Here is a 25,264-nt window from a genome sequence, read left to right as displayed (position 1 = left end):
CCCCCTTACACTGACAAGTGTGGCATGAAGTTACACGGACGATGGCTGGCATCCATTTGCTGGCGGATAATCTTGGTCCAACCGGTACGGCAGGCGCCGGTCGAGCCAGGCATTGCAAAAATTACTGTGTGGTTAGCAAAGCCTGCCAGCGCGCGCGACTGAATCGTCGAGGTGCCGATTTCCTCATAAGAAACCATACGGAACAGCTCACCAAACCCCTCCACTTCTTTATCAAACAGTGGCTTAAGCGCTTCCGGAGTGCTGTCGCGCGAGGTAAAACCGGTACCGCCGGTAATCATTACTGCCTGCACATTTTCATCCGCAATCCATTGGGAAACAATCGCACGGATCTTGTACATATCATCAATCACGATCTGTTTATCCGCCAGTTTGTGTCCGGCTTCCTGCAGTTGTTCCGCCAGATAGCGGCCCGAGGTATCTGTCTCTTCAGTACGAGTATCTGATACGGTCAGGACGGCAATGTTAGCCGCTTGAAATTTGTTTTCTGCGTGACCCATTTGTTCACCTTTCAGTTCTTTGTAATGACATTAAGCTTTGAATGAAATTTAGCCTTGTCGGCAAGGCCATCATAAATTTGTGCTTTTGAACCGCTCACCGTCGGCCGTTTAGCCGCCGATAGAAGCGAGATGAGGCGTCATGCCCGGATTTCCGTCATGCAGAAAATGGCTGACCGATTTGGTTTGCAACTGGGACTGAATACGTTCAATCAGCTCATTCTTCTGCTCGTCCTGTTGTAAAAGGTCACGCAGCTCGACGCCATGCTCACCAAACAGACATAAGTGCAGCTTACCCAGCGCAGAAATACGCAACCGGTTACAGCTGGTACAGAAGTTTTTCTCATACGGCATGATTAAACCAATCTCGCCCTGATAATCCGCATGGACAAACACCTGAGCCGGGCCGTCATTGTTGGCGCGCGCCTTCAAAATCCAGCCATCAGCGATCAACTGATTACGAATGGCCGTGCCGGATACATGATGTTTGTTGAACAGATCATCCATCTCACCGGTCTGCATCAACTCAATAAAACGCAATTGAATTGGACGATGGCGAATCCAGTCCAGAAACTTAGGCATGTCCTGAGTGTTGAGATCTTTCATCAGCACCACATTGACTTTAACCTGTTCATAGCCCACCTCAAAGGCGCGTTCGATCCCTTGCATCACCTGATGAAAGCGGTTTTCGCCGGTGATCTGGTGAAACATACGCGGATCCAGGCTATCAAGACTGACATTAATATGGGTCAGCCCTGCTTCTTTCCATTGCGCCACATTGTTGGCCATACGGTAACCGTTGGTAGTGGTCGCGACCTTCTCGATACCGGACGTTGATGCGACGGCATGAATAATATCGGTAAAATCTTTACGCAGACTAGGCTCTCCGCCGGTAATACGGACTTTAGAAGTCCCGCATTCAGCAAACGCGCTCACCACACGTTCGATCTCTGGCAGAGTTAAAAAAGAGGAGTTTTTATTGCCCGACGGATGATAGCCGTCAGGTAAACAGTACGTACATTTAAAGTTACAGACATCTGTAACCGACAAGCGCAAGTAATAGAACTTGCGTTGAAATCTATCTTCGAATTGTTGCGCCACGATACACCTTTCCAAACACGGGAGGCAACGTCATTTCTAACTATGCCCTTGTGACACGAAGTCACTGGCCGAGACAGCTTATCTGACATATTTTTGATATATAGCAGACTTAGCTGAACTAAGCTCGGAGTTATGGCAACTAAAGAGAAACAGCTAAAAAGCGCTCAATAGCAGCATATTGGTAAAATACTTAAAAAGTATAAGTGATTCCACCCTCGGTGGAAAAAAAACTTATCCGGGGCGCAAATTACCCCGAAATAAGTATCCGTAGGGCGGCCTTTGCTCTACATTGTCTTGGGTTGTAATACTAAATACGAACAGCAGAATACAATGACGCTTTACAAGAATAAAAAAGTGGTCGCTATCGGTGGCGGGCACGGCTTAGGACGCATGTTGGCTGCGTTGAAAATATTTGGCTCAAACGCAACCGGTATTGTGACCACAACCGACAACGGCGGCTCAACCGGACGCATCCGGGATTGTCAGGGCGGTATTGCCTGGGGTGATACCCGCAACTGTATCAATCAGTTGATTACCGAACCGTCTATCAGCTCGATGATGTTCGAATATCGCTTTAAAGGCTCAGGCGAACTCGACGGCCACAATCTGGGGAACCTGATGCTAACCGCCCTCGATAACCTCTCGGTCAGACCGTTGGAAGCCATCAACCTGATTCGGACCATGTTGAAAGTTGATGTCAATATCGTCCCTATGTCAGAGCATCCTTCTGATCTCAAAGCCTTGTCCGTTGATGGCCTATGGGTTACCGGTGAGACCAGCGTTGATGAGATGGAGCAGGATCTAAAGCGTCTCGACCTGACGCCAGCAGTACCAGCGACCCGGGAAGGAGTCAGCGCGATAGAACAAGCCGACGCCATTATCCTCGGTCCAGGCAGTTTCCTGACCAGTATCATGCCACCATTGCTGTTGCCGGAAATCGGTCAGGCCATTGAAAACAACACGTCGGCCAAACTGATTTTTGTCGAGAATCTGTCGCCGGAATATGGCCCGGCAGGACGCATGTCACTGGAACAAAAACTGAGCTGGTGCGAGCGAGCCTGTCAGGGGCGGCGTATCGATGTCGTTTTAGGTGGTAAACCGCATCAGGCACCTTTAACCGATGCCTGGAACTGCGTGACCCGTGATCTGGCCTCACCCAACCGTGACTGGCGCCATGACCGGCTTAAACTACGCCAAGCTATCGAAGAACAACTGGCATTAATGCCGCTGAGTTAATAGCCTAAAGCTGAATTGGTTGTAGCGATTAATGAGGCTGGCAGAAACTGATTGGATTGGCAAAAATGCAGATCTGCATTAACTCATTGATACCAAAGTCATTGCATCTACATTGCCGCAATTCATAGCCGGCTAAACAAGCAGAGCCGCAAATTTGCGGCTCTGCTTGTTTAGGCGTGATTATCATCCTGAGATCAACACCCTTAGCGCAGCGTGTATTTCAGCAGGCAAGCTGTGAATAACGCTGATGGGTACGCTCAAGCAGTTCAATCATACTGGCGGTATCATGCGCTTCATCGATGCCCTCACCGGACTTGGCACGACTGTCGATCTCAGCGGCTTTCGCACACAACAGCTCGGCACCAAAACTCGCCGCGCTGCTTTTCAAAGCATGGCTGATCTCTTTCAGGTACTGCACCTTATCATCCAGCTGATCGCTGCTGAGATTTTGCTGGTACATATCAAGTTCACCAAGAAAAATTTCGACCAAAACCGGCACATTCTCTTCACCGATCTCCCGCGCCAGACTGTCTACCTTAGTTTGATTCAACACTTCCATATAGACCTACTTTTCATTTTCCTTTTCTTGTTCTTTTTCGTTCCAGGTCTGCAGCTTACGATAAATGGTCGATGGACTAACATCCAAATAACCCGCCGCACGCGGAATATTACCATCACACGCTTCGATAGCGTTTTCAATCGCCTGTTTCTCTGTCATCCATAATGGGAAAATTTCATGCACAGAAATGCGACCCTGACCAACATTTGGCAAGATATTTTCCGATTCAATCGGCTGACTCAGCGGCGGTGGCAGCATTTCAAGCGCGATCTCACTGCCTTCATTCAATACCACCACATTACGCAGCACGTTCTGCAGCTGGCGCACATTGCCCGGCCACTCGTACTTTCTGAACCGTTCGACCACCCCCGGAGCCAGGCGGACAAAGCCTTTGCCTTCTTCTTTAGACATGTAGCCCAGCAGGGAATAAGCAATTTCAATCACATCGTCACCACGCTCACGCAGTGGCGGTAAATGGAGCGGAATCACGTACAAACGGTAGTATAAGTCTTCACGAAAACGTCCTTCCTGCACCTCTTTCCAGGGGTCGCGGTTGGTTGCACAGACAAAACGGACATCCACACTCTTCATTTTCGATGAACCGACTTTCTGAAAGGTACCGGTCTGGATAAAGCGCAACAGCTTGGTCTGTAAGTCCAGATCCATTTCACACAATTCATCCAAAAACAGAGTGCCGCCGTCTGCCAGTTCAGCCGCACCCTGACGATCGGTGGCAGCACCGGTAAAGGCACCTTTTACGTGGCCGAACAACTCACTTTCGATCAAGTCTTTTGGAATCGCAGCACAGTTAATCGCGATGAACGGCTTGTCACCGCGCTTGCTGGCGGCATGGATGGCTTCGGCACACACTTCTTTACCTGTACCGCTTTCACCGGTGATAAAGATACTGGCTTTACTGCTCGCAGCCGAGTCAATCGTGCGATAGACCGCTTGCATATTGTGACTGCTGCCGATGAAGCCCTGGTAGTTCTGATTGGTGCTGTCGGTGTCATTTTTAAGCTTGCTGGCCTTGCGGATCGCATTATTTACTGTGACACGCAAACGGTCCGCTTCACACGGTTTGATAAGGAAATCCTGAGCACCGTGGCGCATCGCTTCCACTGCGGTATCGATAGAGCCGTGCGCTGTCATGAAAATCACCGGGACATCCGGCGATTGCTTCTTCACTTCGTGCAGCACATCCATACCCGTCATATCTGGCAGGCGTAAATCGAGCAGGATCAGATCCGGAGTCCGTTTCTCGATACTTTCGATCGCGTCACGCCCGGTACCGACAATATTGATATCGATCTCCAGAGGAGTCAGATAAGAACGATACAGCGCCGCGACCGAAGCCGTGTCTTCGACCATCAGCAAATACTTCGACTTTTGATGTATATCATTAAGTTGCATAACCTAGCCATTTATTTTTGCATTTTGCTTAATAATTGCATTTGAAATTGCATTTTGCAAACAAAAGGCAGATGAACAGCTAAAATAAGGTCAACATTCCGCCACTTAACCGCTTTTGTAACGCTGGCATACAAAATGCTTAAATCTGTATGACCCGCAAGGGTCACCTAGCCAACTGACGTTGTTAGTGAATACGATATTCACGATATAACAGCCAATAGACGATTACTATTGGCTTTTTTTTGGTTCATCGCGGCTTTCCGGGGAAAGCCGCTTTTATCTTTAAAAAAAAGTAATCGATATCTCGGTAACCGTAGCCCATTCGTTTGATTAACTTTATCTTGTTGTTTATCCCTTCGAGCGTACAGGTATTGAGTGGGTAGCTTGCAGAAGCAACGATGCCATGAAGATACGGTTTGAGCTTTCTCGCGAAGTCCATAAGCGGCTTGATCCCGCTTTCTTGAACTTGCTCCCACCATACGTCCCATAAGTCTTCCGCTTCTCTTTCCGACTGGCACCTCCATAACTCTTTAAGCTGAGAGCCAAGTAAATACGTCACCATTAAGTCCTTGTTCATGCTCAGTATCTCACTCAGATAGCTCTCCTGCTTACCGTCTAAATTAGCTCTGTTTTTGAGGAGAACCCAGCGTGAACGTTTCACCCATTGGCGCGTTTTCTTGTCCTGTTTGAGTTGATTAGCTTGGTCAACTCTGACTCTATCCATCACTTCCCGGCCAAATTTGGCGACCACGTGGAATAAGTCGTACACAATGCGGGCGTTAGGACAATGTTGCTGCACTTCAAAGTCGAAAGCCGTATTCATATCCATTGCAACCGCTTCTATGTTCTGGCTATGCTCACCGAGTAATTCAAAGAAGGGACGGATATCTTTTCGGCTGCGTCCGACGCCTATCCAAAGCACTTGATGCGTCTTAGCATCCGCGATAACAGTGGCATAACGATGTCCCTTGAAGAGAGCAAACTCATCCATGACCAGTTGTCTCAGCTCTGCCCAGTTAACCTCTGGCACCACATGTTGCAGCCGACGCTTATCTATCGCCTTAATCGTATGCCAATGAACCCCCGTCATCTGGGCAATATGTTTGATAGGAAGAAGAGGCAACAACTGCTCAATGTAACTTCTTAAGCGGTTAGTCAGGCGAGCAAAAGGTTCAAGCCAAGAAATAGATTCGGTTTTGATACCGCAGTCAGGGCACTTGATACGCCTTGTTTGTAGGGATAGCTCGACGGGTACGCCGAGAATCATCGCTTCCTTAATCGTGCGCCACTGATAATCATGTATGGCTTGAACATGTTGCCCACATGAACATCGAGCAGTTGTGCTGGGTTGGAGAGTAATCGTGATGAGAGAAGACGTTTGTACAGACTTTACGACATGAAAGCCTTCCCAGAACGATGATAGGAAAGTATGATTCGGCATGAAAACGGTAGTTTGTGTAAGGTTGTGTTTGGCGATGTAACCTTATCACTTACTACCGTTTTTGTTTTAAGTTCCCGCTAATCCGCGATGAACCTTTTTTTTTAGCTGTTGACGATAAACTGTTGACGCAACTGCTCAATGTGATCACGCTTCTCTGCTGCCAGCTCAAACTCAAGATCCTGAGCGTGCTTGTACATTTGCCCTTCCAGCCTGCTGATCTCTTTTTCCAACTGCTGTGGTGACATAGTATCGTAGCTGGCTGACGTTTCCGCAACCTTGCCCAAAGGCACCACTTTGCTGGTTTTCTGCTTACGCGACTTGGTGATATCACCTAACTCCATAATGTCTTTAACATTACGCTTGAGCGCCTGAGGCTTGATGCCCATCTTCTCATTGTGCGCCTGCTGTTTCTCGCGTCGACGATTGGTTTCATCCATCGCCAGCTTCATTGAGTTGGTAATACGGTCTGCGTACAGAATCGCCTTGCCTTTCAGGTTACGTGCGGCGCGGCCGATCGTCTGGATCAATGAACGCTCTGAGCGCAGGAAGCCTTCCTTGTCTGCGTCCAGAATCGCCACCAGCGAAACTTCCGGCATATCCAGTCCCTCGCGCAACAGGTTGATGCCGACCAGCACGTCAAACTCACCCAGGCGCAAATCACGAATAATTTCGACCCGCTCTACCGTATCAATATCTGAGTGCAGATAACGCACTTTGACCTCATGCTCATGCAGATATTCAGTCAAATCCTCTGCCATACGCTTGGTCAGTGTAGTGACAAGCACCCGCTCATCCTGGGCGGCACGCATACGAATTTCTGATAACAGGTCATCGACCTGAGTCGCAACCGGACGGACTTCCAGCTGTGGATCAAGCAGTCCGGTCGGACGCACAACCTGATCGACCACTTCACCGTCTGATTTTTCCATCTCATATTTGCCGGGCGTCGCGGACACAAAAATCGTCTGCGGCGCGATCGATTCAAACTCTTCAAACTTGAGTGGACGGTTATCCAAAGCCGAAGGCAGCCGGAAGCCGTATTCCACCAGGGTTTCCTTACGCGAACGGTCACCCTTATACATGGCGCCAATCTGCGGCACGGTGACGTGGCTTTCATCGATGACCAGCAAACCGTCATGCGGCAGATAGTCAAACAGGGTCGGAGGCGGTTCGCCTTCCGAGCGGCCGCTCAGATAGCGTGAATAGTTTTCAATACCGGAACAGAAGCCGAGTTCATTCATCATTTCGATGTCAAACTGAGTACGCTGCGAAATACGCTGTTCTTCAAGCAACTTATTGTTATCAAGCAGATACTGGCGTCGCACCGCCAGTTCTTGCTTGATCTGCTCAATGGCTTCAAGAATGCGCTCGCGCGGCGTGACGTAGTGAGTTTTCGGGTACACAGTAAATCTTGGCAAATCCCGCTGTTTGATAACCCCGGTCAGAGGGTCAAACAGACTGATGCATTCAACTTCGTCATCAAACATTTCGACCCGCACCGCTTCCTGCTCGGATTCCGCCGGGAAAATATCGATCACTTCGCCTCGCACCCGAAACTGGCCGCGTTCAAATGCCACATCATTACGTGAGTATTGCAGCTCAGCCAATCGGCGCAGCATATCGCGCTGGTTAATCACATCACCACGGCGTAAATGCAGCATCATTTTCAAATAGGAATCAGGATCGCCCAGACCATAAATCGCAGACACAGACGCAACGATAATGGCATCTTTACGCTCGAGCAGGGCTTTAGTGGCCGACAGACGCATCTGCTCAATGTGTGCGTTGACTGCCGCATCTTTTTCAATAAAAGTATCGGTCGTCGGCACATAAGCTTCTGGCTGATAGTAATCGTAGTAAGAGACGAAATACTCGACCGCATTGTTGGGAAAGAAACTCTTCATTTCGCCATACAGTTGGGCCGCCAGGGTCTTATTGGGCGCCAACAGGATGGCCGGACGCTGAGCCTGAGCAATCACATTAGCCAAGGTAAAAGTTTTCCCCGAACCGGTGACACCAAGCAGGGTCTGGTGGGCCAGTCCGGCGTCTATCCCCTCTAATAACTGTCGAATCGCTTCTGGCTGATCACCGGAAGGTTGATATTCAGACACCAATTCAAATGCTTTGCTCATGTCGTCCTCATCAGGCCTGTTTTTCTGTACAGGTTATTGTCGCCGTTCGCGCCGGGCAATGGCAAGCGAATATTGGCAGCAATGGCCGTTAAGATTAGATACGCAATTGTTGTGCTGCCGATCGACGAAATCACACAAATACTGTTGGCATATGCTGACGGGGTTTGTTATTATCTTCCACCCCATCAGCCGTTCGGCACATAGTTCCCTTTAAAATAATCCACTGGTTTTCCCCAGTTCACCCCATTTTGACTTTTTTCAGCCCTGACGCATCCCGCCACCTAGCAAAGATACAAACAGTGTATAACCTATAAAAAATCAAATAAAACAACAATTTAAAACAAAAAAGCAAACGATTACATTTAGAGTATTCACTTAAGCTTTGCCGATAAACATAATTACTAAGAATCCATTAACACACTTATCCACAAAATTAGTGGATAACTAAATCCAGCGTAAGCCCGGTAAGGGATACAGAAAAGTAAAGCCTTTCTCGCAAAAAAAATCTTATCTTTTTCTCGGAGAAAGGTTGACACATTCCGGCCAGCTGGATACCATCTTTCCCGCTTTAATCAATTCCCCCTTAGTTCAGTCGGTAGAACGGCGGACTGTTAATCCGTATGTCGCAAGTTCAAGTCTTGCAGGGGGAGCCAAATTCCAGAAAAAAGACGTCCTAGGACGTCTTTTTTTGTATCTAAACCTAGCTATTTCAAGGGATTGCATTCTCTTAACGTCTTTTCCCGACTCGTATTAGCTTAGAAGTTTTGGGACACAAATAGGTACATTGTCCGTATGTTCCAATTTACGGTGTACCAATCATGGCAAGAACAACTCAATCTTTAACAGATAAACAAATCTCTAACGCTAAACCACAAGATAAAGAGTACACGCTCTTTGATGGTAACGGTCTTCGTCTACGTGTAAAACCAAACGGCACAAAGACGTGGCTATTCAACTATACACGCCCACACAACGGTAAACGCGCTAACATGACGTTTGGCAGTTACCCTGGCCTTTCCCTAACAAACGCTTGTAGCTAAAACCATTGTGGTGAAGCCATTTGTTCATGCCAGAAACCGTGTAATCAAGTCCAAATGTCTCTTTAACGTAGTCGACAATTTGATGAGTGTGAGAATAGGTTTTCTCAGTCAAATGCTCGATTAGGTGCATGGTTTGAGTAGCAGAAAGTTTGCTTTGGCTTCCACCATTCTCAGGCTTAAGTTTTTCAGAAAGAATGTAGTCACTGAGGTGGCGGGCAACGGTCGATTCATGAATACGAAGAGCTTGTGAAATCATAGTCTGACTCCAGCCTTCAGAAGCCAGTAAAACAGCCTTAATACGGTCGCAGACTCGACTATCACGTTCAATGTCGTGCATTTGTTCGAGTTGTAGTTTCTGCTGAGGAGTCAGTGTAATTTTCATGGTTCATAACATGATCTTGATTCTAAAGAAAATTAAGCATCTTCAATGATCACAGGTATATATCAAGTTCAATGATTTTGTTCATCACAGGTTATCCCGTGTCTCTGGGCGACGCCAAATAAAAAACGCGCTAATACCCATTCCGAATGCAGCAACCGCAAGCCACAGATAGTCAATTTTCATGACCATCAGAAGCGTAAAACACGCCAGCATGGAAAGCGCCGAATGCACTTTGTTGCGTCTTGATATCACTCCACCATGTTGCCAGTTATCGATGATACAACGAAAGTACGGTACTGACATAATCCACTGGTGAATGGTCGGCGAACCTTTGGCTGCGGCCCAAGCGGCTAGAATAACAAACTCCGTTGTTGGTAATCCCGGTAGCAAAATTCCCAGCACTGCCATGGCAAGACTGGCAAGCGCCAAAAGCTTATACAGCCACATGGAGAGCGCTGAACGCTTATTAACTTGAACTGTCATCATCTTCATCGATTCCTAACTCCCCTGCCAGAACCTTATCCACTTCGATGGTTTTTTCTCGCGCTCGGTTAGATGCCACCACTTGAATGGTTTTAGGCGACAATAATGACGCAAAAGGCGTTAGCCCCTCTGACTGACGACAAAGCTGCACCACGATCACTGCGTTTTGATCATCTTCGCTATCCTCTTCTGGCATATCAGCACTGAACCTGCCACCTGCACTGAGCTCAGGACAAATACCCTCCAACGATCCACGTTTTAACGGGCTCCACGCCATACTGCGATCCAATTTCACATTGTAGATATAGAGTTCATACTCTCCGATATCCGCTTCTGGCATGTTTCGCGTAATCAACAGATTCAGATCTTTTGCACTGATATAGCGTTGAATGGAAATAATAGAGGCTAAGTTGTGAGACATTCGGTCGTAGTGGCTACGCAGTTGGCTGGCCGTATAAAGATCAGCAATGATGGCCACCGCCCCCACAAACATCCCCATCATCAGCGTCAATTCCATCAGAGCGAGCCCTTTGGCTTTACGTAAACTGCCTCTCATGATTCGTCCTCATCGTCATCAATGACCAAATCACCTAATACTTGTTGGAATTCATGCTGATACGATGTTCCCAAATTGAAAAGCGAAGGTAATGGGGTGATGAACGTTTGCTGTAACGTCAAGGTCAGGTTTAACACTGGCGAATTGGTATAGTCCGGCGTTTCATCGCTGTCACGGCTGTCGTCGCCGCTTTTGGTTGATGAACCAGAAAACTCACCCAAATTAGAAAACGTGTGCACCTCTAACGAGACATTCTCTTCATTCACCAAGCCATAAGACTGGTTCACGATCTTATCGGTAATCATCTGGTTAAGCTGATTTTGCTTTAGGGCGTAAAAATTGTCTTCAAAGCGCAGTTGTTGCACTGCCCGTTCCAGTGACGTGTTGACAGCGATGATCACCAGCGCAATTCTGGCTAACTCAAAAAACATCACCAAAATAAACAGCAACACCGGAAAAATCAGCGCGGCTTCAACCGACACGATTCCCCTTTGTTTGCGCTCAAACGCACGCAGCAACCTTGCCATCAATGTTCCTCCGCCAATTTCACTGGCGTTTGACTTAGTGCAGCAATTTCTATGCTGAGCGGTGTTCCTTGCTCGACACGCTGGCGCAGCTGTTCAAATTGCGTGATGGCTCGTTCGGTTTGCACTGTCGGTAACTCACTGCTTAACACTTGGCGCGCTTTATCGGTTCGCTCACTCAAAATGTAAGCCAATGCTAAATTCAACTTACCCGACAATGGCAAGGTATTTTGCCGTGCTTGGAGCAATTCAATGGTGCGATGGATATCGCCACTGACCAAGTAAGTCATGGCTAGGTTATTGAGTACCATAGGGTTATTGGCATCCACCTTCATCGCACGTTGCAAATAAGCCAACGCATCGGGTGTGCGCCCTTGATAATTGGCAATCACGCTTAAGCCATTTAACGCCGTCGCGTTATTAGGATTATGACTGAGCACCAGTTCAAAGTGACGCTGTGCTTCTTCTCGTTGTGCCAATTGCAAATAAGCTCGGCCTAAACCAAGTTCAATTGCCTCGCTTTGCTGAGGTTGAATCTTCTGCCCGAGCGCTTGTTGCGCTCGTTGATAAAGATGAATCGCCGTTTCTGGTGGAACCACTAACGCTGCAACGGAGGCGTATTCCAGTAGATACGCATCGCTCAGTTCATGCTTATCATCCATCTTTTGGTACACCTCATAAGAGGCTTTATAACGACCGTTATCACGCAGTAAATGCGCTAGAGTCAGCGCCTCTTGCGCTTCTCCTTGCAGCGGTTTAGTCGCCGCATTGAGGTTCGTTGATTGAGTTGCACAGCCGCTAAGCAGTGCCAATACAAGGCCAGTTAATACCAGTTTAGTGTTCATTGTCATGCTCCTTAATTGGCCAAAATCCGCACAATACGTACCATCGCGGGTGCGCCCATCATCGCGATCACTGGTGGCAAAATCAGCGTCATGAGCGGCACACTTAACTGAGCCGGTAACTTACCGGTTTTCTCTTCCAGCTCTAGTACCAAGGCCTTACGACTCTCTTCAGAAATGGTTTTCAACGCTTGAGATAAGGGGGTTCCGTAACGTTCCGCTTGTACTAATGTCGCTACCATGGCTGAAATGTTGTCGACACCACAACGCTCAGCAAGATTTGTCAGTGCTTTACGGCGATCGGTCAGAATTTGCATTTCCATGTAGGTGTAACCCAATTCTTGCGCCACTTCAGGGGCAGAGAACATCAACTCTTTGGAAATCACTTTCAAAATACGCGCGAGTGGCAGACCGGCCTCAGCACAAATCACCATCAGATCAAGGGCATCAGGCAAGTCATTTGATAGGCGTTCACCACGGCGTGCGGCGCGCACTTTTAGCCACAACTCAATGAAAAAGCCACTAAGGAACATCAGCATCAAGCTCCCCGCAAGACCTGTTAGCGTAAGGCGATGCCCTGCATCCAAGCCAAAGAGCAAAAACGACATCACCAACACCACACCGGTGGCGTATTTACTGGACGTGAGCAGACCAATAAAGCGGCGGTCTTGAAAGCCTGCCATCGCCAATAGGCGGTAGGTTTTCATCCGGTCAGATTGAGTACCTGCCAAACTCTCACCGGCTTTAGCAAAACCGAGCAGAAAAGGGAAACGTTCAAAAAGTGGTTGATTCACTGCGCGTTGCAGATCTTCATCTTTGCTTTGTTCTTGTGACACCGTGGTATTTAAACGTTCTGACAAAGTAACCTGCTTCGCAAAATGGTAGATGCCCATTAGCACTAACCCTACCGCTAAACAGATCAATCCCAAGCCAAGAAACAACACGTTAGATTCCATCATCGCAGCACTCGCTTAATCATAAAGTGAGTAATACCCAACCCAAGTGCCACGCTGCAGACCGCGTAGATCAAGACACTATTGCCGGTGGGATCATTGATTAAAAATTCAAAATCTTTAGGGGAGTTAAACGCCATGTACGCCAAAGAGAGCGGTGCAAGTAACGCCACAATGGTGGCAGAAGCACGGACTTCCGATGTTTTGGCTTTGATTTTTAGCGCTAACTCTTGGCGATCGCGCAAGGTTTCACTCAGCTTTTCTAACGTGTCACTGAGCTTGCCGCCCGTTTCTTGGTTAATCACCAAAATCACCACGAAAAAGCGGTATTCATTTAAAGGCACACGTGCAGCAGAGTCGCGCATCGCTTCACGCAACGGAACCCCGACTTTGAGCCAGTTATCAATCAACATAAATTCGGTTGCTAACGGGCCTGGTAAGTTGCTCGCCACCATGGCAAAGGTATTGGTGACAGGCACGCCCGCACGTGCGGCGCGAATAATCGCATCAATCGCTTGGGGCAAATTTTGCTTAAATTCATGGAGATGGCGTTTCATCGCACGAAAATAGGCAAACCATACCAAGGTGACAAAGAAAATCACCGTTAATCCCAACGCCAGCAGCAAAGGCGAAGTAGAAGATTTTGCTACAAAGATGGCAACCATAAACGATGGCGCCAGCAGCATCATTGCTCGTTTTTTCCATGCGTCTTGCCAGCCCAAGAGCGACAAATCCATCCAAAACCGCTGCGCTGCTTTGCCAATCAAAGGCCAAGAAGAAAAACGATCCTCTTCAATAAAGCGTCGAATTTCATCTTCTTGTTCACTCTTCTCTTCTGGTTGCGGGCCAATAATTTTCTCCCTCAATTGCGAGAAAAATGCAGTGCGCGATGTCTTCTCGTTGTGCGCTACTACAGCGTAACGCACACTTAAAATCGAACTGAAAATCAGCACAAACAGGGCTAATGTGATGAGATCCCACATTATTCATACTCCCTAAAATAGTGAGCATGTGAGCTGTAGAAATTCGGCTGCAAACCCGACGAGACATAGTGACCAATCACTTTGCCGTGACGATCGATTTCCTGAGTGGCAAAACCAAACAGCTCTTGCGTTTGAATCACATCGTCTTCCATGCCACACACTTCGGTAATCGACACCACGCGACGACCACCGTCACTCATACGTTCAACTTGGACGATCAAGTCCACCGCGCTGGCGATTTGGCGACGAATAGCCTCAAGTGGCAACTGCATGTTGGCCATCATCACCATGTTTTCCAAACGCATGATCGCATCTCTGGGTGTATTGGCGTGCACAGTACAGAGCGAGCCATCGTGACCGGTGTTCATGGCTTGCAACATGTCAAAGCTCTCTCCGCCACGTACCTCACCCAAAATAATCCGGTCAGGACGCATACGCAGTGCATTTCGTACCAAATCGCGTTGGTCGACTTTACCCGCGCCTTCTGCGCTCACTGGGCGAGTTTCTAAACGCACCACGTGAATTTGTTGCAGTTGCAGTTCGGCGGCATCTTCAATGGTGATGATGCGGTCTTCATTACTGATGTTTTGTGATAACGCATTGAGCAGCGTGGTTTTACCCGCACCAGTACCACCAGAAATAATCACGTTTAAACGCGCTTTCATCGCGCGTTTTAAGATGGTGATCATCTCGTCGTTCATCGCTCCTTTGTCAGCCAGAATTTCGAGTGACATATTGCGTCGCATGAATTTACGAATCGAAATAGTGGTACCATCAAGCGCCAAAGGATGAGTTATGATGTTCACACGGCTGCCATCTTCCAAACGCGCATCCACCATCGGATGGGTTTCGTCGATACGACGCCCTACTCGCGCAGCAATACGCTGGGCAATGTTGAACACATGCTCTTCATCGATAAAATGAATCGGTGTTAGCACCAATTTGCCAAAGCGTTCAACAAAGACCTGTCCCGCACCGTTGACCAAAATATCGTTGACTGAATCGTCGGCCAATAGCGGTTGGATTGGACCGATACCGATCATCTCATTGAACATCGTCTGACTAATGTGGCGCTCTTCTTCTGCAGAAAACTGCAAGCGATGGGTATCGCAAATCGAGCGGATCAAATCGTTGATCTGCTGCTGCAATTTTTCTGGCTTCATCGACGCCACTTTCATCGGGTCGATCTGCTCGTAAAGATAATCGCGCACCACACGTAAATGGGCATTAGCTGCGGCAGACTCGTTACTCGCTTGCTGTGAAGTACGCTCTACCTTCGTCAGCCCACTCTCTTGATCAGGCTGGATTGGCTCACTTTCTCGTACAGGTTCGCGCACTCTATTGCGCGGCATTTTCAACATCATGATGCTTTCCTCTCAAACACAGTTGAGAAGAGCGCTAAGAGATTACGCTTCTCTTTTTTTACGGTGGGACGACCACACGCTAAATCTACCAAATGCGCTATTGCAGATCTAAATTCTCCTAACTCAGAGACCTTTAACGGGCCTTTAAGCAGCTGCTGTTCCAATACCTTACCCGCGGTTGGCAATTGAAGATCGATACGGCGACCGATGAATTTTTCAAACTCTTCACGGCTGATCGATTGTGACGTCTCTTGACGCAGATTCGCCACGATAACAATGCGCTGACCGTCCGTTTCATCGCCGATACTCTCCAACAGGCGCAAGGTATTGCGCGCTGCAGTCACGGTGTAATCGACTACGATAATGCGACTTTGCGCGCAGTTGAGTACGTCAAGTGAGCCTTGCGGTTGGCTTGCTGGCAAATCCCACACCACTTGATTAAACATTTGGCACAAGGTTGCACCGAGAGTCAGCACGTGATCGTCAGCTAATCGCTCCGCCGCCACTTGATAGTTTGGCGCTTGGTTAAGCAGCGACAATTTATCCGACACTTGGGTCATCGAGCGGTGTAAATAGCGAACGTCCAGATTGTCTGATTTGAGAACGCCATCCAAACCGCCATCTTGATTGATGCCCGCCAGTAGACCTAAACAGCCATTGGTACGGTCATAATCGACCAGCGCCGTTGAAATACGCGACTGATTAGCCAACATTTGCGCAATACCAAAAGCGATAGTTGACGACCCTAAGCCCCCTTTCACACCAGTGACAGCAATTGTCCGGCCGATCAATTGCTCTTCAAGTACGCCTTTCTTCATGCTGCTTAACGTCGCGGCGAGGCGATCTAAGGTGACCGGCTTTAGCAGGTAGTCAAAGATGCCTTGCGCCAACATATTGCGATACAAATCAAGGTTAACCTGCGAGCCTAAGGCAACGATTTTGCACGTTGGGCCAGTCACTTCAACCAGGCTAGCTAGGCTCTCTAATGGGTAGTGCTCCTGATCGATATCAACAAACATCGCCATAGGGATTGCGTTGTCTTTTACCCATTGCGTTGCCTTTTCAATATTGCCGAGAAACACATTTTCCGGCGCACAGTTAAGGCGTTGAAAATCCTCGGAGTACAAGGCCACCTGATCTTTTTGAGTCGTAAACAGGACAATCGAACCGAGCTCATCTGCTGTGTATTGGAGTTGTTGTTCACTCATGATGCTCACCTCGTGGTTAATCTTCGTTGAAATCGATATCGAGCAATTCTTTTAGCTCATCTTCTTGATAACGCTTAACTGCTTGCAAAGCGGCTTCGCCATCGCCTGGCTCAAGCTCCTTGGCACGTAATAAATCGGCAGGATCGCTCACCATGCGAGCAAGGTTAGCGCGCGTTGCACAGCCTAAAGGACCAATCGCTTCATAAGGTTTTATCGTCCATGTGCTTGCATCGTGAATTCGGCAATCTGGCACCGTAACCACCAATGCCTGCGACTGCACGCGCAAGTCCCACTGCGCCTTATCGGCTTGATAGGTCATCGGCAAAATGCGCACATCAATAGCGCCAGCCTGCTGCAATGCGGCATGTAATTTGTTGGCAAACTGCTGACCATCATTGGAATAAGGCTGAATTGTGAGCTGCTGCTTGGTCAATCTGCCCTGATTGGTCAGCAACGAGTTGAGATTTTGCATCGATTCAGGGCTTAATCCCTGATGCTCAGTGAGTTGCAAAGAGACGGCGGATACCGTTGGCGCCACTTTAATCGGGTAATTTTTCCCGGTCGCAACGGTTTCATCACCTTCACGCCAATAGTTGATGGTTTGCTCACACCCGGTCAGCAGAACACATGCAATCGCTAAAGAAATGGTTAAACGCATAATGTCACTCCCAGATGATTAAAATAGGTAGCCAGCAGAGGCTTTTTCAGGAATCGAGTTATCCAGCGGTTTAATGCCTTTACCTGGAGTTTGCAGCTCACCAGCTTGAGTTGGACTCACCACATACGCGGTGGCGATGATCACCAGCTCAGTCTCTTCTTTCTCGTTAGATTCCGATTCAAAAAGACGGCCTAGCATCGGGATATTGCGCAGCCCAGGTACGCCATTGACGGTTTGGCTAACGTTAGAACGCAGCATGCCTCCCAGAGCAAAGCTCTGTCCGCTCGCCAGCTCGACAGTGGTATCAGCGCGGCGCACTTTAAACGCAGGGATAACATTACCCGCTAACTCAACCGACCCCTCATCAGAGAGATCGCTCACTTCTGGCGCAATGTGCAAACTAATGCGATTTGGCGACAGCAGAGTTGGCGTCATACGCATGATCACCCCGTACTGTTTGTAATCGATAGTGATGTTGTTGTTGGTCATAATGATGATTGGCACCTCACCACCCGCCGCAAAGCCAGCGGTTTCACCGGACATAGCGGTTAAGTTCGGCTCAGCCAAAATGCTCGCCATGCCATTCGAAGAGAGCGCCGTTAATACGCCTGCCAATTTACCGCTATGAGAAACACCACCTGCCATTGCATTGGTGACGGTGCTACCGGAAAAGACGCCCGTTGTGGCATCAAACAGAGAGGTGCCAGTATTGCGGATAAAGCTGTTGCCGTTATCAAGCAAGGCTTCCCAGCTAAAGCCCAATTGTGAGCTTAAGCTACGCGCCACTTCGACAATACGGACACTGATATTGATTTGCGCCGACAGTTCCACTTTCAATTGGTTAACCACGCGCACCGCCTGACCTTGACCGCCAGGCGCCCCTTGGCCACCTTGACCACCGCCGCCCTTGTTGTCAGAAGATCCACCGGTAAAGGCAGTAATCGCGTCAATCACTTGTTTAGACTGTTGGGGAGTTTGCACAGAGCCACGAACAATGATGCCGTTTTCCGTTGAACGCATCAGCTTAACGTTAGCACCTTCAATTTCGGTATTGATCTGTTTGGTTAACGCAGGCAAATCAAAATCCGCTTGAATAGCGGCAGCGAGAACCACTTTGTCCTCACTATTTAGCGCATATAAGGTGGTGCTGCCTGCGCTTTCTGCATACACGAAAATGGTATTGGTAGATGGCGTATGAAAACTGGCCACATTTGGATCAGCAATAAGAACGCGTGTCACCCTTTCAGGCATGGTCAGTAACGTGCCGTGTTTTACGGTCAAGTTAATCTTGTCCGTTACTTTGGCTTGCGAAAAAGCCTGAGCTGAGGACATGGTCTGCGGTGTGGTTTGACCCGCAGGGGCTGCTTGTGCCACAGTCATTCCGTAGCATGCGTTGAGCAACATAAAAGCCGTAAAGAGTTTTCTTGAAGAGTGAAAAGTCTTCATTAACGTTATTTCCTTTTATTCAGAAGGCTGTGAGAGATATGGGTAGACTAAACAATCTAGTTAGAGACTTGGGCTGCTTTCATGACTGAACCTTGATATTGAATGACGGTCGCCGCCGGACTCTGTAATTGTTTATAAATATCGGTCGTGTCACTTAAGGTCGTCACATCGCTTGCCGCGAGTTCAACGGTGGAAGCCTCTTCCGTCGTTGAATCGTTCACGGCACGAATCACCAATTGCAACTTGCCAAGCTCTCGCGCAACCGTTAGGCGTTCTGCTTGTTTTGGCGTTACTTCTAAAGTCACTGTTTCTGGGTAAACCGCTTTTTCTTTGGTCTTCTCTTCGACTTCTTTTATGCGCAGGGCACTGCGCTCTTTGTTGTTGAGCGCGAGCACTCGCACGTTAGTCACTAACGTTTGTGAAGCCACAAAAGGAAAGTTCATTAACACATTGTCTTTGTCTGATTTTTTGCCGCTTTGTTTATCTTCAAGTCCCAAAATGACATCGACATGATCCCCGGCTTGCACAAGACCTGAACTACTCGAAACCGCATCAGTCGGTATCGCAACCGCGCGTTTTCCTGGTGTTAATACCGATGCAATAAAGCCCGGCTGACCTGGTTTTACCACCACGTCATACGTAAGCAGTTCACCTTTTGGCACCAGTTGATTGACGGTCGAACCGTAAATTTCAGTTAAACCACCCGCCTCTTTTTTGAAATAAAATTCACTCGGATAATCTCGGTCAACTTGCTTCCAGTACACATCGTTTGCACCGATAAAATCGCCAGGATGAAGCTCACGGCCAGCGGTTAACACAGGGGCATAAATCGGAGCCGGCTCAGGGGTGATATCCACTTTAGGATGAACAGGCTTGGCCGGAGTAACGGTCATTCCTCGGACGATAAACGCGCCACCTAGCGCGAATACCAGAGCACCAGAAACAAACAACACTGATGAAATTTTCATAGAAAAAACAATCTCTAATGAGTTAAAGGAGTAGTTAGGGAGACAATAGCTCCAGCGGTGATCGCTAAGCCGTAAGGCAAACCGGCGGTATTGGGTCTTGTATACGCTGCTTGTGGCACTGGAATTCGTAGCCAAGGCATCATGGTCGAGAATTGCAAAATCCACTTTGCGCCTGCCATTTCAACGATGCGGATAAAGGGCATAAGCAATGCCAGCACGCCACCGGCGAGCGCTGTGATGAGCAGAAATGCGACCTGATTATTGCCACCGACCAAAAGGCACAGTACCGCCATCAACTTGACGTCCCCTGCGCCCATTTGCCCAATTGCAAATAAACCGAAACCGATGCACAACACAGCCAGTGCGCCAACGAGCGACCAACCAAACTGTGCTGCGGCATGCGTCAGCGAAAGTGAGGCATAACTGCCCAGTCCAACGAAAAACAGCACGCCATTACCCAGCGCCAACAACAAAAGAAACAAAATTAAGTGGTTATGGATCTTGCGATAAAACAGGTCACTAACAACGACCACGCCTAATGGAATAAATAAGCTTTGCAGCACCAATAAATTATTCATAACCACGTTTGCCTAGAACTTATTTGCCATCGGTGGTTGCGGTATCGGTAATTTGGTCAGCAATTGAGGCGAAACGCTCTTTCAATGCGGTCACAAATACACCATCAGAACCAAAAATAACGCCGATGGCTGCTGCCATTGCTGCTGCCAAAATTCCATATTCAATCGCCGTTACACCACTTTCATCAGCGATAAATTTTTTCAGTTGAGCTTTCATGTTTTTACTTCCTATTTACAAATGACAAGGAGAGAACCCATTGTGCGGGTGTCTCTCTTTTCTCGTATTAAGAGTCATTCTCATTTGCATTTCAAGATGGCAAACATTAAGAATGCTTAATAATGGAAGTAACAGTCTTTTCTAATTCTCTGTTTTTGCTTAAGTTATTACCCTAATAATGACCTAATAGGTAACATATCAAGCCCTTAGATCCCAATATCAAAAATAATTAAAATCGTTATACAATAACAGTTGATATTGAGAATGGTTATCATTATTATTGTTCGCGTTTTGTAAATATGTGTCAGTTTTGTCAACTAAGGAAAAACCATGCGTGTTCTCATCGTTGAAGATGAAATTCCTGTCAGTCATTGGATCAGCAGTAAACTGCAATCTAACGGGCACACATGTAAGCTCTCTGATAACGGAGCGCAAGCGTTAGCATTAATTCAAAACGAAGTGTTTGATGTGGTGGTATTGGATAATATGCTGCCTGAAATGACCGGGATTGAAGTATTAGAAAATTTGCAAAATACCCCTCACCCACCGGTATTAATTCTCTCGGCAAATGATCAAACATCCGACCGAATATTAGGCCTTAAATCGGGCGCAGATGATTATTTAGGCAAACCTTTCGACTTTACTGAATTATTGCTCAGACTCGAACGACTCTATCATCGTTCGCAAAAAATCACCTCGCAGCACACCACGCAAATTGGCAGTGTGAATATCGATGTAGAACAACAGAAGGTGACACGGAACGGCAAAAATGTATTGCTCACCAGCAAAGAATTCAAACTGTTACAAGTGCTGCTGGAGCATCGGGGCAAAACGGTGACTCGCAACATGCTGCTTGAGCGAGTGTGGGGCTATAACTTTGATCCACAAACCAATATTTTGGATGTGCATCTCTCTAAATTGCGTAATAAATTAAATAGCAATGAGGATGCAGAGCCGCTTATTCGTACTATTCGTTCGAAAGGTTATTCACTAGGGTAAACGTTATCTATGCCTGTTCGTTTAATTATTCACAGTAGCAGTTTTCGCCAAGCTGCTTATGTCGCCTTCTTTTGTCTGATTATTTCATCAGCCTCTATTTTATTAAGCGACAAATTATTAAAAAATGTCATGCTTGATCATGTGAAAAATATGATATTAGATGACATTAAAAATAAGCAAAATATGAATCTCTTCAGTAGCAGCCAGAAATTGGCTGACTACTTAAATCAACGTAAATTGACCAATCAGTACGATGAACTTATTACCTATACCTTTAATCCATTAGGCGATCTGCTCTATGGTGACGCGCAAATTCTCACGTTAGAAGAGATCCAGACAATCCTTACTCGGCAAAAAGCACATATCTCAACGCTCAGTTTTCATAAACCACAGAAAGAGCTGTATGGCATGGTGATTCCCATTGCCGATGGTGGCTCATACTATGCCTCTTACAATATGTCACCAATGCTCAATAGCACGCGTATTATTCCTCTGATGACGGGGGCGGTGTTATTTACGGTATTACTCTCTATTTTATTGATTAGTTTACCTTTTAGTATTAAAAACTTGCTGCGCGTAAACCGCATTTTGAAAGTGATGGAAGAATACGCCAAAGGCGATCACCATGCGCGTATTACCGATGCTGGTTATAACGACGAATTTGGTCGACTCAGCAGTGAAACCAACTTGCTACTAAGCCGCACGAAACTGCTGATGGAGCAAGTCAAAACCGCCAACAGCCACATCGCCCATGAACTAAAAACGCCATTAACGCGTCTCAAGCATCGCCTCATTAACACCTCTGAAATGGTCGATGGTTCAGCCCTTGACGAGCTGGATGCGGCAAGTATGGAAATCGACCGAATCCTCTATCTGTTTCGCGCCATCATGCAGTTGTCTGAAATTGAAAATGGCCAGCTGTCATTGCAACGAGAGTCGATTGACGCGCAACATTTGCTGTCTGAAGTGCGTGATTATTATGAGCCGTTATTAGAAGACAAAGGCATCGAACTGAAAATCAAAGCCACGCACAAGGCCGTGTTTTATGCCGACTACGCCTTGATTTTTCAAGCAGTGGCGAACCTTTTGGATAACGCCATCAAATACGCGCCACAAAGCTCGATGATCAAACTACAAGTTGAGCAGCAGCTCGAAACCACTTATATCCATGTGATTGACGAAGGACCGGGGATTCCAGACGACCAACTCAGCTTGGTGCTCAAACGCTTTCATCGCCTTGAGCGAGTAAAAAGTATCGAAGGTTTTGGCCTTGGCCTACCCTTTGTTCAAGCGGTTGCCGAACGTCATCAAGGTCGCTTTACCCTGGTAAATGGTCAAACAGGACTGATTGCGACCATCAGCTGCCGCGCTATGCCAATGTCCTAATGGGTGTCACTGAGAATCAATTTTTCTCATCCACACTGCGCCAATACGGCTATCACACCGAATCACCGACGCCCAAGTAATTGGTCAAGTATCCAATTCGAGATACACGACACTTCTGCGCACATTCTTTTACTTCCCCCTCTAACTCCCCCCTGATCTGACTGCATCGTATAACGATACTTTTATGCAGGGGGGGAGTTAGAGGGGGGATTGTGCGCAGAAGCCTATATTTGCCTCGTAATACACTGAATTTAAAAATATTAAACAAACACCGGTTTATAACTTGGCAGTCATTCTGTAGCTTCCCTCACACTAAAGCGAACACATCATTTACACAAACCTATCATTACAAACGGTATCGCTGGCACCTTACATCACCGACTCGCGGATCAGGACTTTCATTATGGCTTGCCACACACGACTGAGAATACTTTGCCCTTCTCCTTCGATGGTGACTTGGCCGCGCATTTGAAATGCGGGGGCGTTCGTGTCATGGACTTGCAACGTCGCTAGATAAAGGGCTTGCTCGGGTATCGGTTGATGGATTTTCCGATCAATGGTCGCGGCAATCGGGCCAAGATAAGGAGAGCTGAGTTCCGGGTGAGAGCTAAGGTTATCAATGGTGCCAAGTGATAGCTTGGATAGCTGCAGTGCAACTGGCGGTTGATTGAGATTTTCAGCCATAAACACCGCGGTTGTGCCTGCGTTTAGACGCCCGTATTGATGCTCATCGATATAGGCATCAACGCGGCTCTCTTGATTGCTGATGAGTGTCGCTAATACTTGCCCTGTCGCGAGCCAATCCCCTGCCAAAAGGTAGGGATTCACATCGACGACCTGTCCAGAGAATGGCGCACGCACGGTTAATTCGTCCAGTAATGTTTGCTGCTGAGCCAGTCGCTGAGTAATAACCACCAGCTCATCGCGGATGATGGCTAAATCCGCCGAGGCTTTTTTATCAAAAGGATAGGATTGCAACTGCTTGAGTAAACTCTTCTGGCGGTAGGTCAGCTCGGTTATGCTCTGCAAAAGTAAAGGAGAACTTAGACGAAACAGCACCTCACCCGCTTGCACTTGCTGACCAGATTGAACCTCGATGGTTTGCAACTGGGCATCTTGCGCCACAAACAGAGTTTGCTGCTTGGCTAGCCACATGGCTGGTGCACTGATGGTTTGATGCCACGGCACAATTAAGCCAATCAGTAACAGCAGACTCGTGATAAGTGTCAGTTTGGTATTGAGATTAAAGGTCATTTTTTGTTTTTGGCTCAGCCAATAGCGAATTTCATGAACACAAGGACGAACCAGCAGATACGCGATTTCGACCATAAACAGCACCACACCTAACGCTTTGAACACCAAGTGATAAACCCCAAAGGCAATGCCAAAATAGAGGGTTAAGCGATACAGCCACATGGCAAACGCATAGCTGATAACTAACCGTTGGCGCGCTTTGAGCATTGGTTCTGGTGCTGCATCCTGCCACCCCCACAACCATGAACGAATTTTCCATTGCGCCATTTTGGTTGCGCGCTGCTGCAAATTCGGCATCTCTAGCCAATCAGAAAAAATAAAGTAACCATCAAAACGCATTAAAGGACTGAGGTTGACCGACAGCGACAACAATAGCGACGTGGTGGCAAGGGTGAGTAACACGCTACGCGCGATCCCTGGGTCAAAGAAGTTCCACAGTAGCAGCGCCCACGCGGCAATAACCGCCTCGGTGAGCATACCAGCAGCACTGATCAGCATACGCGGGCGCTGCTGTTTTAGACGCCATGCTGTAGTGACATCGGTATAAAGCACTGGCCAAAACAGAATGAAGTTCACCCCCATGGTCGCCACTCGCCCATGATATTTTTTGCAGACAAATGCGTGTCCCAATTCGTGCAGCACCTTTACGACAATCACTGTAGTAACGGAAAGCACGATTCCAGAAAAGGAAAACAGATACGAAAACCCAGCGCTAAACTCCTGCCACTGATGAGACGCTAACCATAGCCCTATCAGCCAGACTAAGGCACTGAGTTGAATAAAGTGCCGGGACAACAATGGCCTCACCCAAGGCAATGCTTTGGTTAACCACGCATCCGGAGAGCAAAGCGGCACCCGAAAGGAAAGATGACGCTGAAACAGCCATTGCCACCATTTTTGAGCTCTTCGCCGCTGTTTATCTTGTTCGATAAGATCTTCACATTCAGCCTGCACCAATTGGTTGTGTTGCAGAAAACGAATAAACGCCCCAAGCTGTGTGGCATTGGGGCTTAAGGTCGTGGTTTG

General features: G+C 47.7%; 23 protein-coding genes, 1 tRNA gene, 2 pseudogenes and 1 riboswitch. Of the genes and pseudogenes, 5 read left to right on the top strand and 21 right to left on the bottom strand.

The window, feature by feature from the left end; translation table 11 throughout:
* Positions 1-5 precede the first annotated feature (5 nt).
* Both moaB and moaA read right to left on the bottom strand, forming a co-directional pair.
* Complete coding sequence (gene moaB / locus J0X00_RS16640; RefSeq protein ID WP_136484350.1) at positions 6-518, bottom strand: molybdenum cofactor biosynthesis protein B; 513 nt, start codon at positions 516-518, stop codon at positions 6-8.
* A gap of 108 nt (positions 519-626) precedes the next feature.
* Positions 627-1,616, bottom strand: coding sequence for a GTP 3',8-cyclase MoaA (moaA, locus tag J0X00_RS16635; protein WP_136484351.1), 990 nt, complete (start codon positions 1,614-1,616; stop codon positions 627-629).
* Positions 1,605-1,758: riboswitch (molybdenum cofactor riboswitch) on the bottom strand. Its footprint overlaps the gene before it by 12 nt.
* A gap of 188 nt (positions 1,759-1,946) precedes the next feature.
* On the opposite strand from moaA, the gene J0X00_RS16630 reads away from it, so the two are divergent.
* Positions 1,947-2,852, top strand: a complete 906-nt coding sequence (locus tag J0X00_RS16630) for a YvcK family protein (protein ID WP_136484352.1) — start codon at positions 1,947-1,949, stop codon at positions 2,850-2,852.
* Between the two features lie 220 nt (positions 2,853-3,072).
* Here the strand turns inward: J0X00_RS16630 and luxU are convergent, their stop codons facing one another.
* The 4 genes from luxU to uvrB all read right to left on the bottom strand — a co-directional run bounded on the left by luxU (position 3,073) and on the right by uvrB (position 8,397).
* The gene (gene luxU, locus J0X00_RS16625) at positions 3,073-3,411 is read right to left on the bottom strand and encodes a quorum-sensing phosphorelay protein LuxU (RefSeq protein WP_136484353.1); all 339 of its coding nucleotides are present in this window, start codon (positions 3,409-3,411) and stop codon (positions 3,073-3,075) included.
* A 6-nt stretch (positions 3,412-3,417) separates the two neighbouring features.
* Positions 3,418-4,782, bottom strand: coding sequence for a quorum-sensing sigma-54 dependent transcriptional regulator LuxO (luxO, locus tag J0X00_RS16620; protein ID WP_282478312.1), 1,365 nt, complete (start codon positions 4,780-4,782; stop codon positions 3,418-3,420).
* Positions 4,783-5,071: 289 nt separating this feature from the next.
* Positions 5,072-6,265 (bottom strand): ISL3 family transposase, encoded by a 1,194-nt coding sequence (locus J0X00_RS16615; RefSeq protein ID WP_282476786.1) that lies wholly within the window; start codon positions 6,263-6,265, stop codon positions 5,072-5,074.
* Between the two features lie 101 nt (positions 6,266-6,366).
* Complete coding sequence (uvrB, locus tag J0X00_RS16610; protein WP_282477246.1) at positions 6,367-8,397, bottom strand: excinuclease ABC subunit UvrB; 2,031 nt, start codon at positions 8,395-8,397, stop codon at positions 6,367-6,369.
* 577 nt (positions 8,398-8,974) lie between these two features.
* On the opposite strand from uvrB, the gene J0X00_RS16605 reads away from it, so the two are divergent.
* Both J0X00_RS16605 and J0X00_RS16600 read left to right on the top strand, forming a co-directional pair.
* Positions 8,975-9,050 (top strand) — tRNA-Asn (locus J0X00_RS16605).
* A gap of 165 nt (positions 9,051-9,215) precedes the next feature.
* A pseudogene (locus J0X00_RS16600) lies at positions 9,216-9,419 on the top strand (integrase arm-type DNA-binding domain-containing protein); the annotation flags it as partial.
* A 4-nt stretch (positions 9,420-9,423) separates the two neighbouring features.
* Here the strand turns inward: J0X00_RS16600 and J0X00_RS16595 are convergent.
* From J0X00_RS16595 to J0X00_RS16530, 14 genes and pseudogenes are all read right to left on the bottom strand, one after another.
* A pseudogene (locus J0X00_RS16595) lies at positions 9,424-9,819 on the bottom strand (winged helix-turn-helix domain-containing protein); the annotation flags it as partial.
* Between the two features lie 84 nt (positions 9,820-9,903).
* On the bottom strand, positions 9,904-10,305 hold the full coding sequence (locus J0X00_RS16590; protein ID WP_282477245.1) for a YbaN family protein: 402 nt from the start codon (positions 10,303-10,305) through the stop codon (positions 9,904-9,906).
* Complete coding sequence (locus J0X00_RS16585) at positions 10,286-10,858, bottom strand: hypothetical protein (RefSeq protein ID WP_282477244.1); 573 nt, start codon at positions 10,856-10,858, stop codon at positions 10,286-10,288. The genes J0X00_RS16590 and J0X00_RS16585 overlap by 20 nt, the downstream gene beginning before the upstream one ends.
* The gene (locus tag J0X00_RS16580) at positions 10,855-11,385 is read right to left on the bottom strand and encodes a TadE family protein (RefSeq protein ID WP_282477243.1); all 531 of its coding nucleotides are present in this window, start codon (positions 11,383-11,385) and stop codon (positions 10,855-10,857) included. The genes J0X00_RS16585 and J0X00_RS16580 overlap by 4 nt, the downstream gene beginning before the upstream one ends.
* A complete protein-coding gene (locus J0X00_RS16575; RefSeq protein ID WP_282477242.1) occupies positions 11,385-12,227 on the bottom strand; it encodes a tetratricopeptide repeat protein in 843 nt (280 codons plus the stop codon). The genes J0X00_RS16580 and J0X00_RS16575 overlap by 1 nt, the downstream gene beginning before the upstream one ends.
* Before the next feature lie 11 nt (positions 12,228-12,238).
* Positions 12,239-13,183, bottom strand: coding sequence for a type II secretion system F family protein (locus J0X00_RS16570; RefSeq protein ID WP_282477241.1), 945 nt, complete (start codon positions 13,181-13,183; stop codon positions 12,239-12,241).
* Positions 13,180-14,160, bottom strand: coding sequence for a type II secretion system F family protein (locus J0X00_RS16565; protein ID WP_282477240.1), 981 nt, complete (start codon positions 14,158-14,160; stop codon positions 13,180-13,182). Before J0X00_RS16565 ends, J0X00_RS16570 begins: the two co-directional genes overlap by 4 nt.
* Positions 14,160-15,524 (bottom strand): CpaF family protein, encoded by a 1,365-nt coding sequence (locus J0X00_RS16560; RefSeq protein ID WP_282477239.1) that lies wholly within the window; start codon positions 15,522-15,524, stop codon positions 14,160-14,162. Before J0X00_RS16560 ends, J0X00_RS16565 begins: the two co-directional genes overlap by 1 nt.
* On the bottom strand, positions 15,521-16,732 hold the full coding sequence (locus J0X00_RS16555; protein ID WP_282477238.1) for a hypothetical protein: 1,212 nt from the start codon (positions 16,730-16,732) through the stop codon (positions 15,521-15,523). The genes J0X00_RS16560 and J0X00_RS16555 overlap by 4 nt, the downstream gene beginning before the upstream one ends.
* Positions 16,733-16,748: 16 nt before the next feature.
* Complete coding sequence (locus J0X00_RS16550; protein ID WP_282477237.1) at positions 16,749-17,390, bottom strand: CpaD family pilus assembly lipoprotein; 642 nt, start codon at positions 17,388-17,390, stop codon at positions 16,749-16,751.
* 18 nt (positions 17,391-17,408) lie between these two features.
* Entirely contained in the window at positions 17,409-18,764 is a 1,356-nt protein-coding gene (locus J0X00_RS16545) for a type II and III secretion system protein family protein (RefSeq protein WP_282477236.1), read from the bottom strand.
* A 128-nt stretch (positions 18,765-18,892) separates the two neighbouring features.
* Complete coding sequence (gene cpaB, locus J0X00_RS16540) at positions 18,893-19,804, bottom strand: Flp pilus assembly protein CpaB (protein WP_282477235.1); 912 nt, start codon at positions 19,802-19,804, stop codon at positions 18,893-18,895.
* A 14-nt stretch (positions 19,805-19,818) separates the two neighbouring features.
* Positions 19,819-20,382: a prepilin peptidase gene (locus tag J0X00_RS16535; protein WP_282477234.1), complete on the bottom strand. Its 564-nt coding sequence runs from the start codon at positions 20,380-20,382 to the stop codon at positions 19,819-19,821.
* A 19-nt stretch (positions 20,383-20,401) separates the two neighbouring features.
* Positions 20,402-20,599: a Flp family type IVb pilin gene (locus J0X00_RS16530; protein ID WP_068718075.1), complete on the bottom strand. Its 198-nt coding sequence runs from the start codon at positions 20,597-20,599 to the stop codon at positions 20,402-20,404.
* A gap of 330 nt (positions 20,600-20,929) precedes the next feature.
* Between J0X00_RS16530 and J0X00_RS16525 the strand changes: the two genes are divergently transcribed.
* Together J0X00_RS16525 and J0X00_RS16520 are read left to right on the top strand one after the other, a co-directional pair.
* Positions 20,930-21,598: a response regulator transcription factor gene (locus J0X00_RS16525; RefSeq protein ID WP_282477233.1), complete on the top strand. Its 669-nt coding sequence runs from the start codon at positions 20,930-20,932 to the stop codon at positions 21,596-21,598.
* Positions 21,599-21,607: 9 nt separating this feature from the next.
* A complete protein-coding gene (locus tag J0X00_RS16520) occupies positions 21,608-22,984 on the top strand; it encodes a HAMP domain-containing sensor histidine kinase (protein ID WP_282477232.1) in 1,377 nt (458 codons plus the stop codon).
* A 369-nt stretch (positions 22,985-23,353) separates the two neighbouring features.
* Here the strand turns inward: J0X00_RS16520 and J0X00_RS16515 are convergent, their stop codons facing one another.
* The gene (locus tag J0X00_RS16515) at positions 23,354-25,192 is read right to left on the bottom strand and encodes an HlyD family efflux transporter periplasmic adaptor subunit (RefSeq protein WP_282478311.1); all 1,839 of its coding nucleotides are present in this window, start codon (positions 25,190-25,192) and stop codon (positions 23,354-23,356) included.
* Between the last annotated feature and the right edge of the window lie 72 nt (positions 25,193-25,264).

Origin of the sequence: Vibrio sp. ABG19, assembly GCF_029962385.1 — a bacterium.
Lineage (GTDB): Bacteria > Pseudomonadota > Gammaproteobacteria > Enterobacterales > Vibrionaceae > Vibrio > Vibrio ostreae.
The sequence above is the reverse complement of the archived record's forward strand: the minus strand, read 5'-3'. Positions and strand labels throughout refer to the sequence as shown.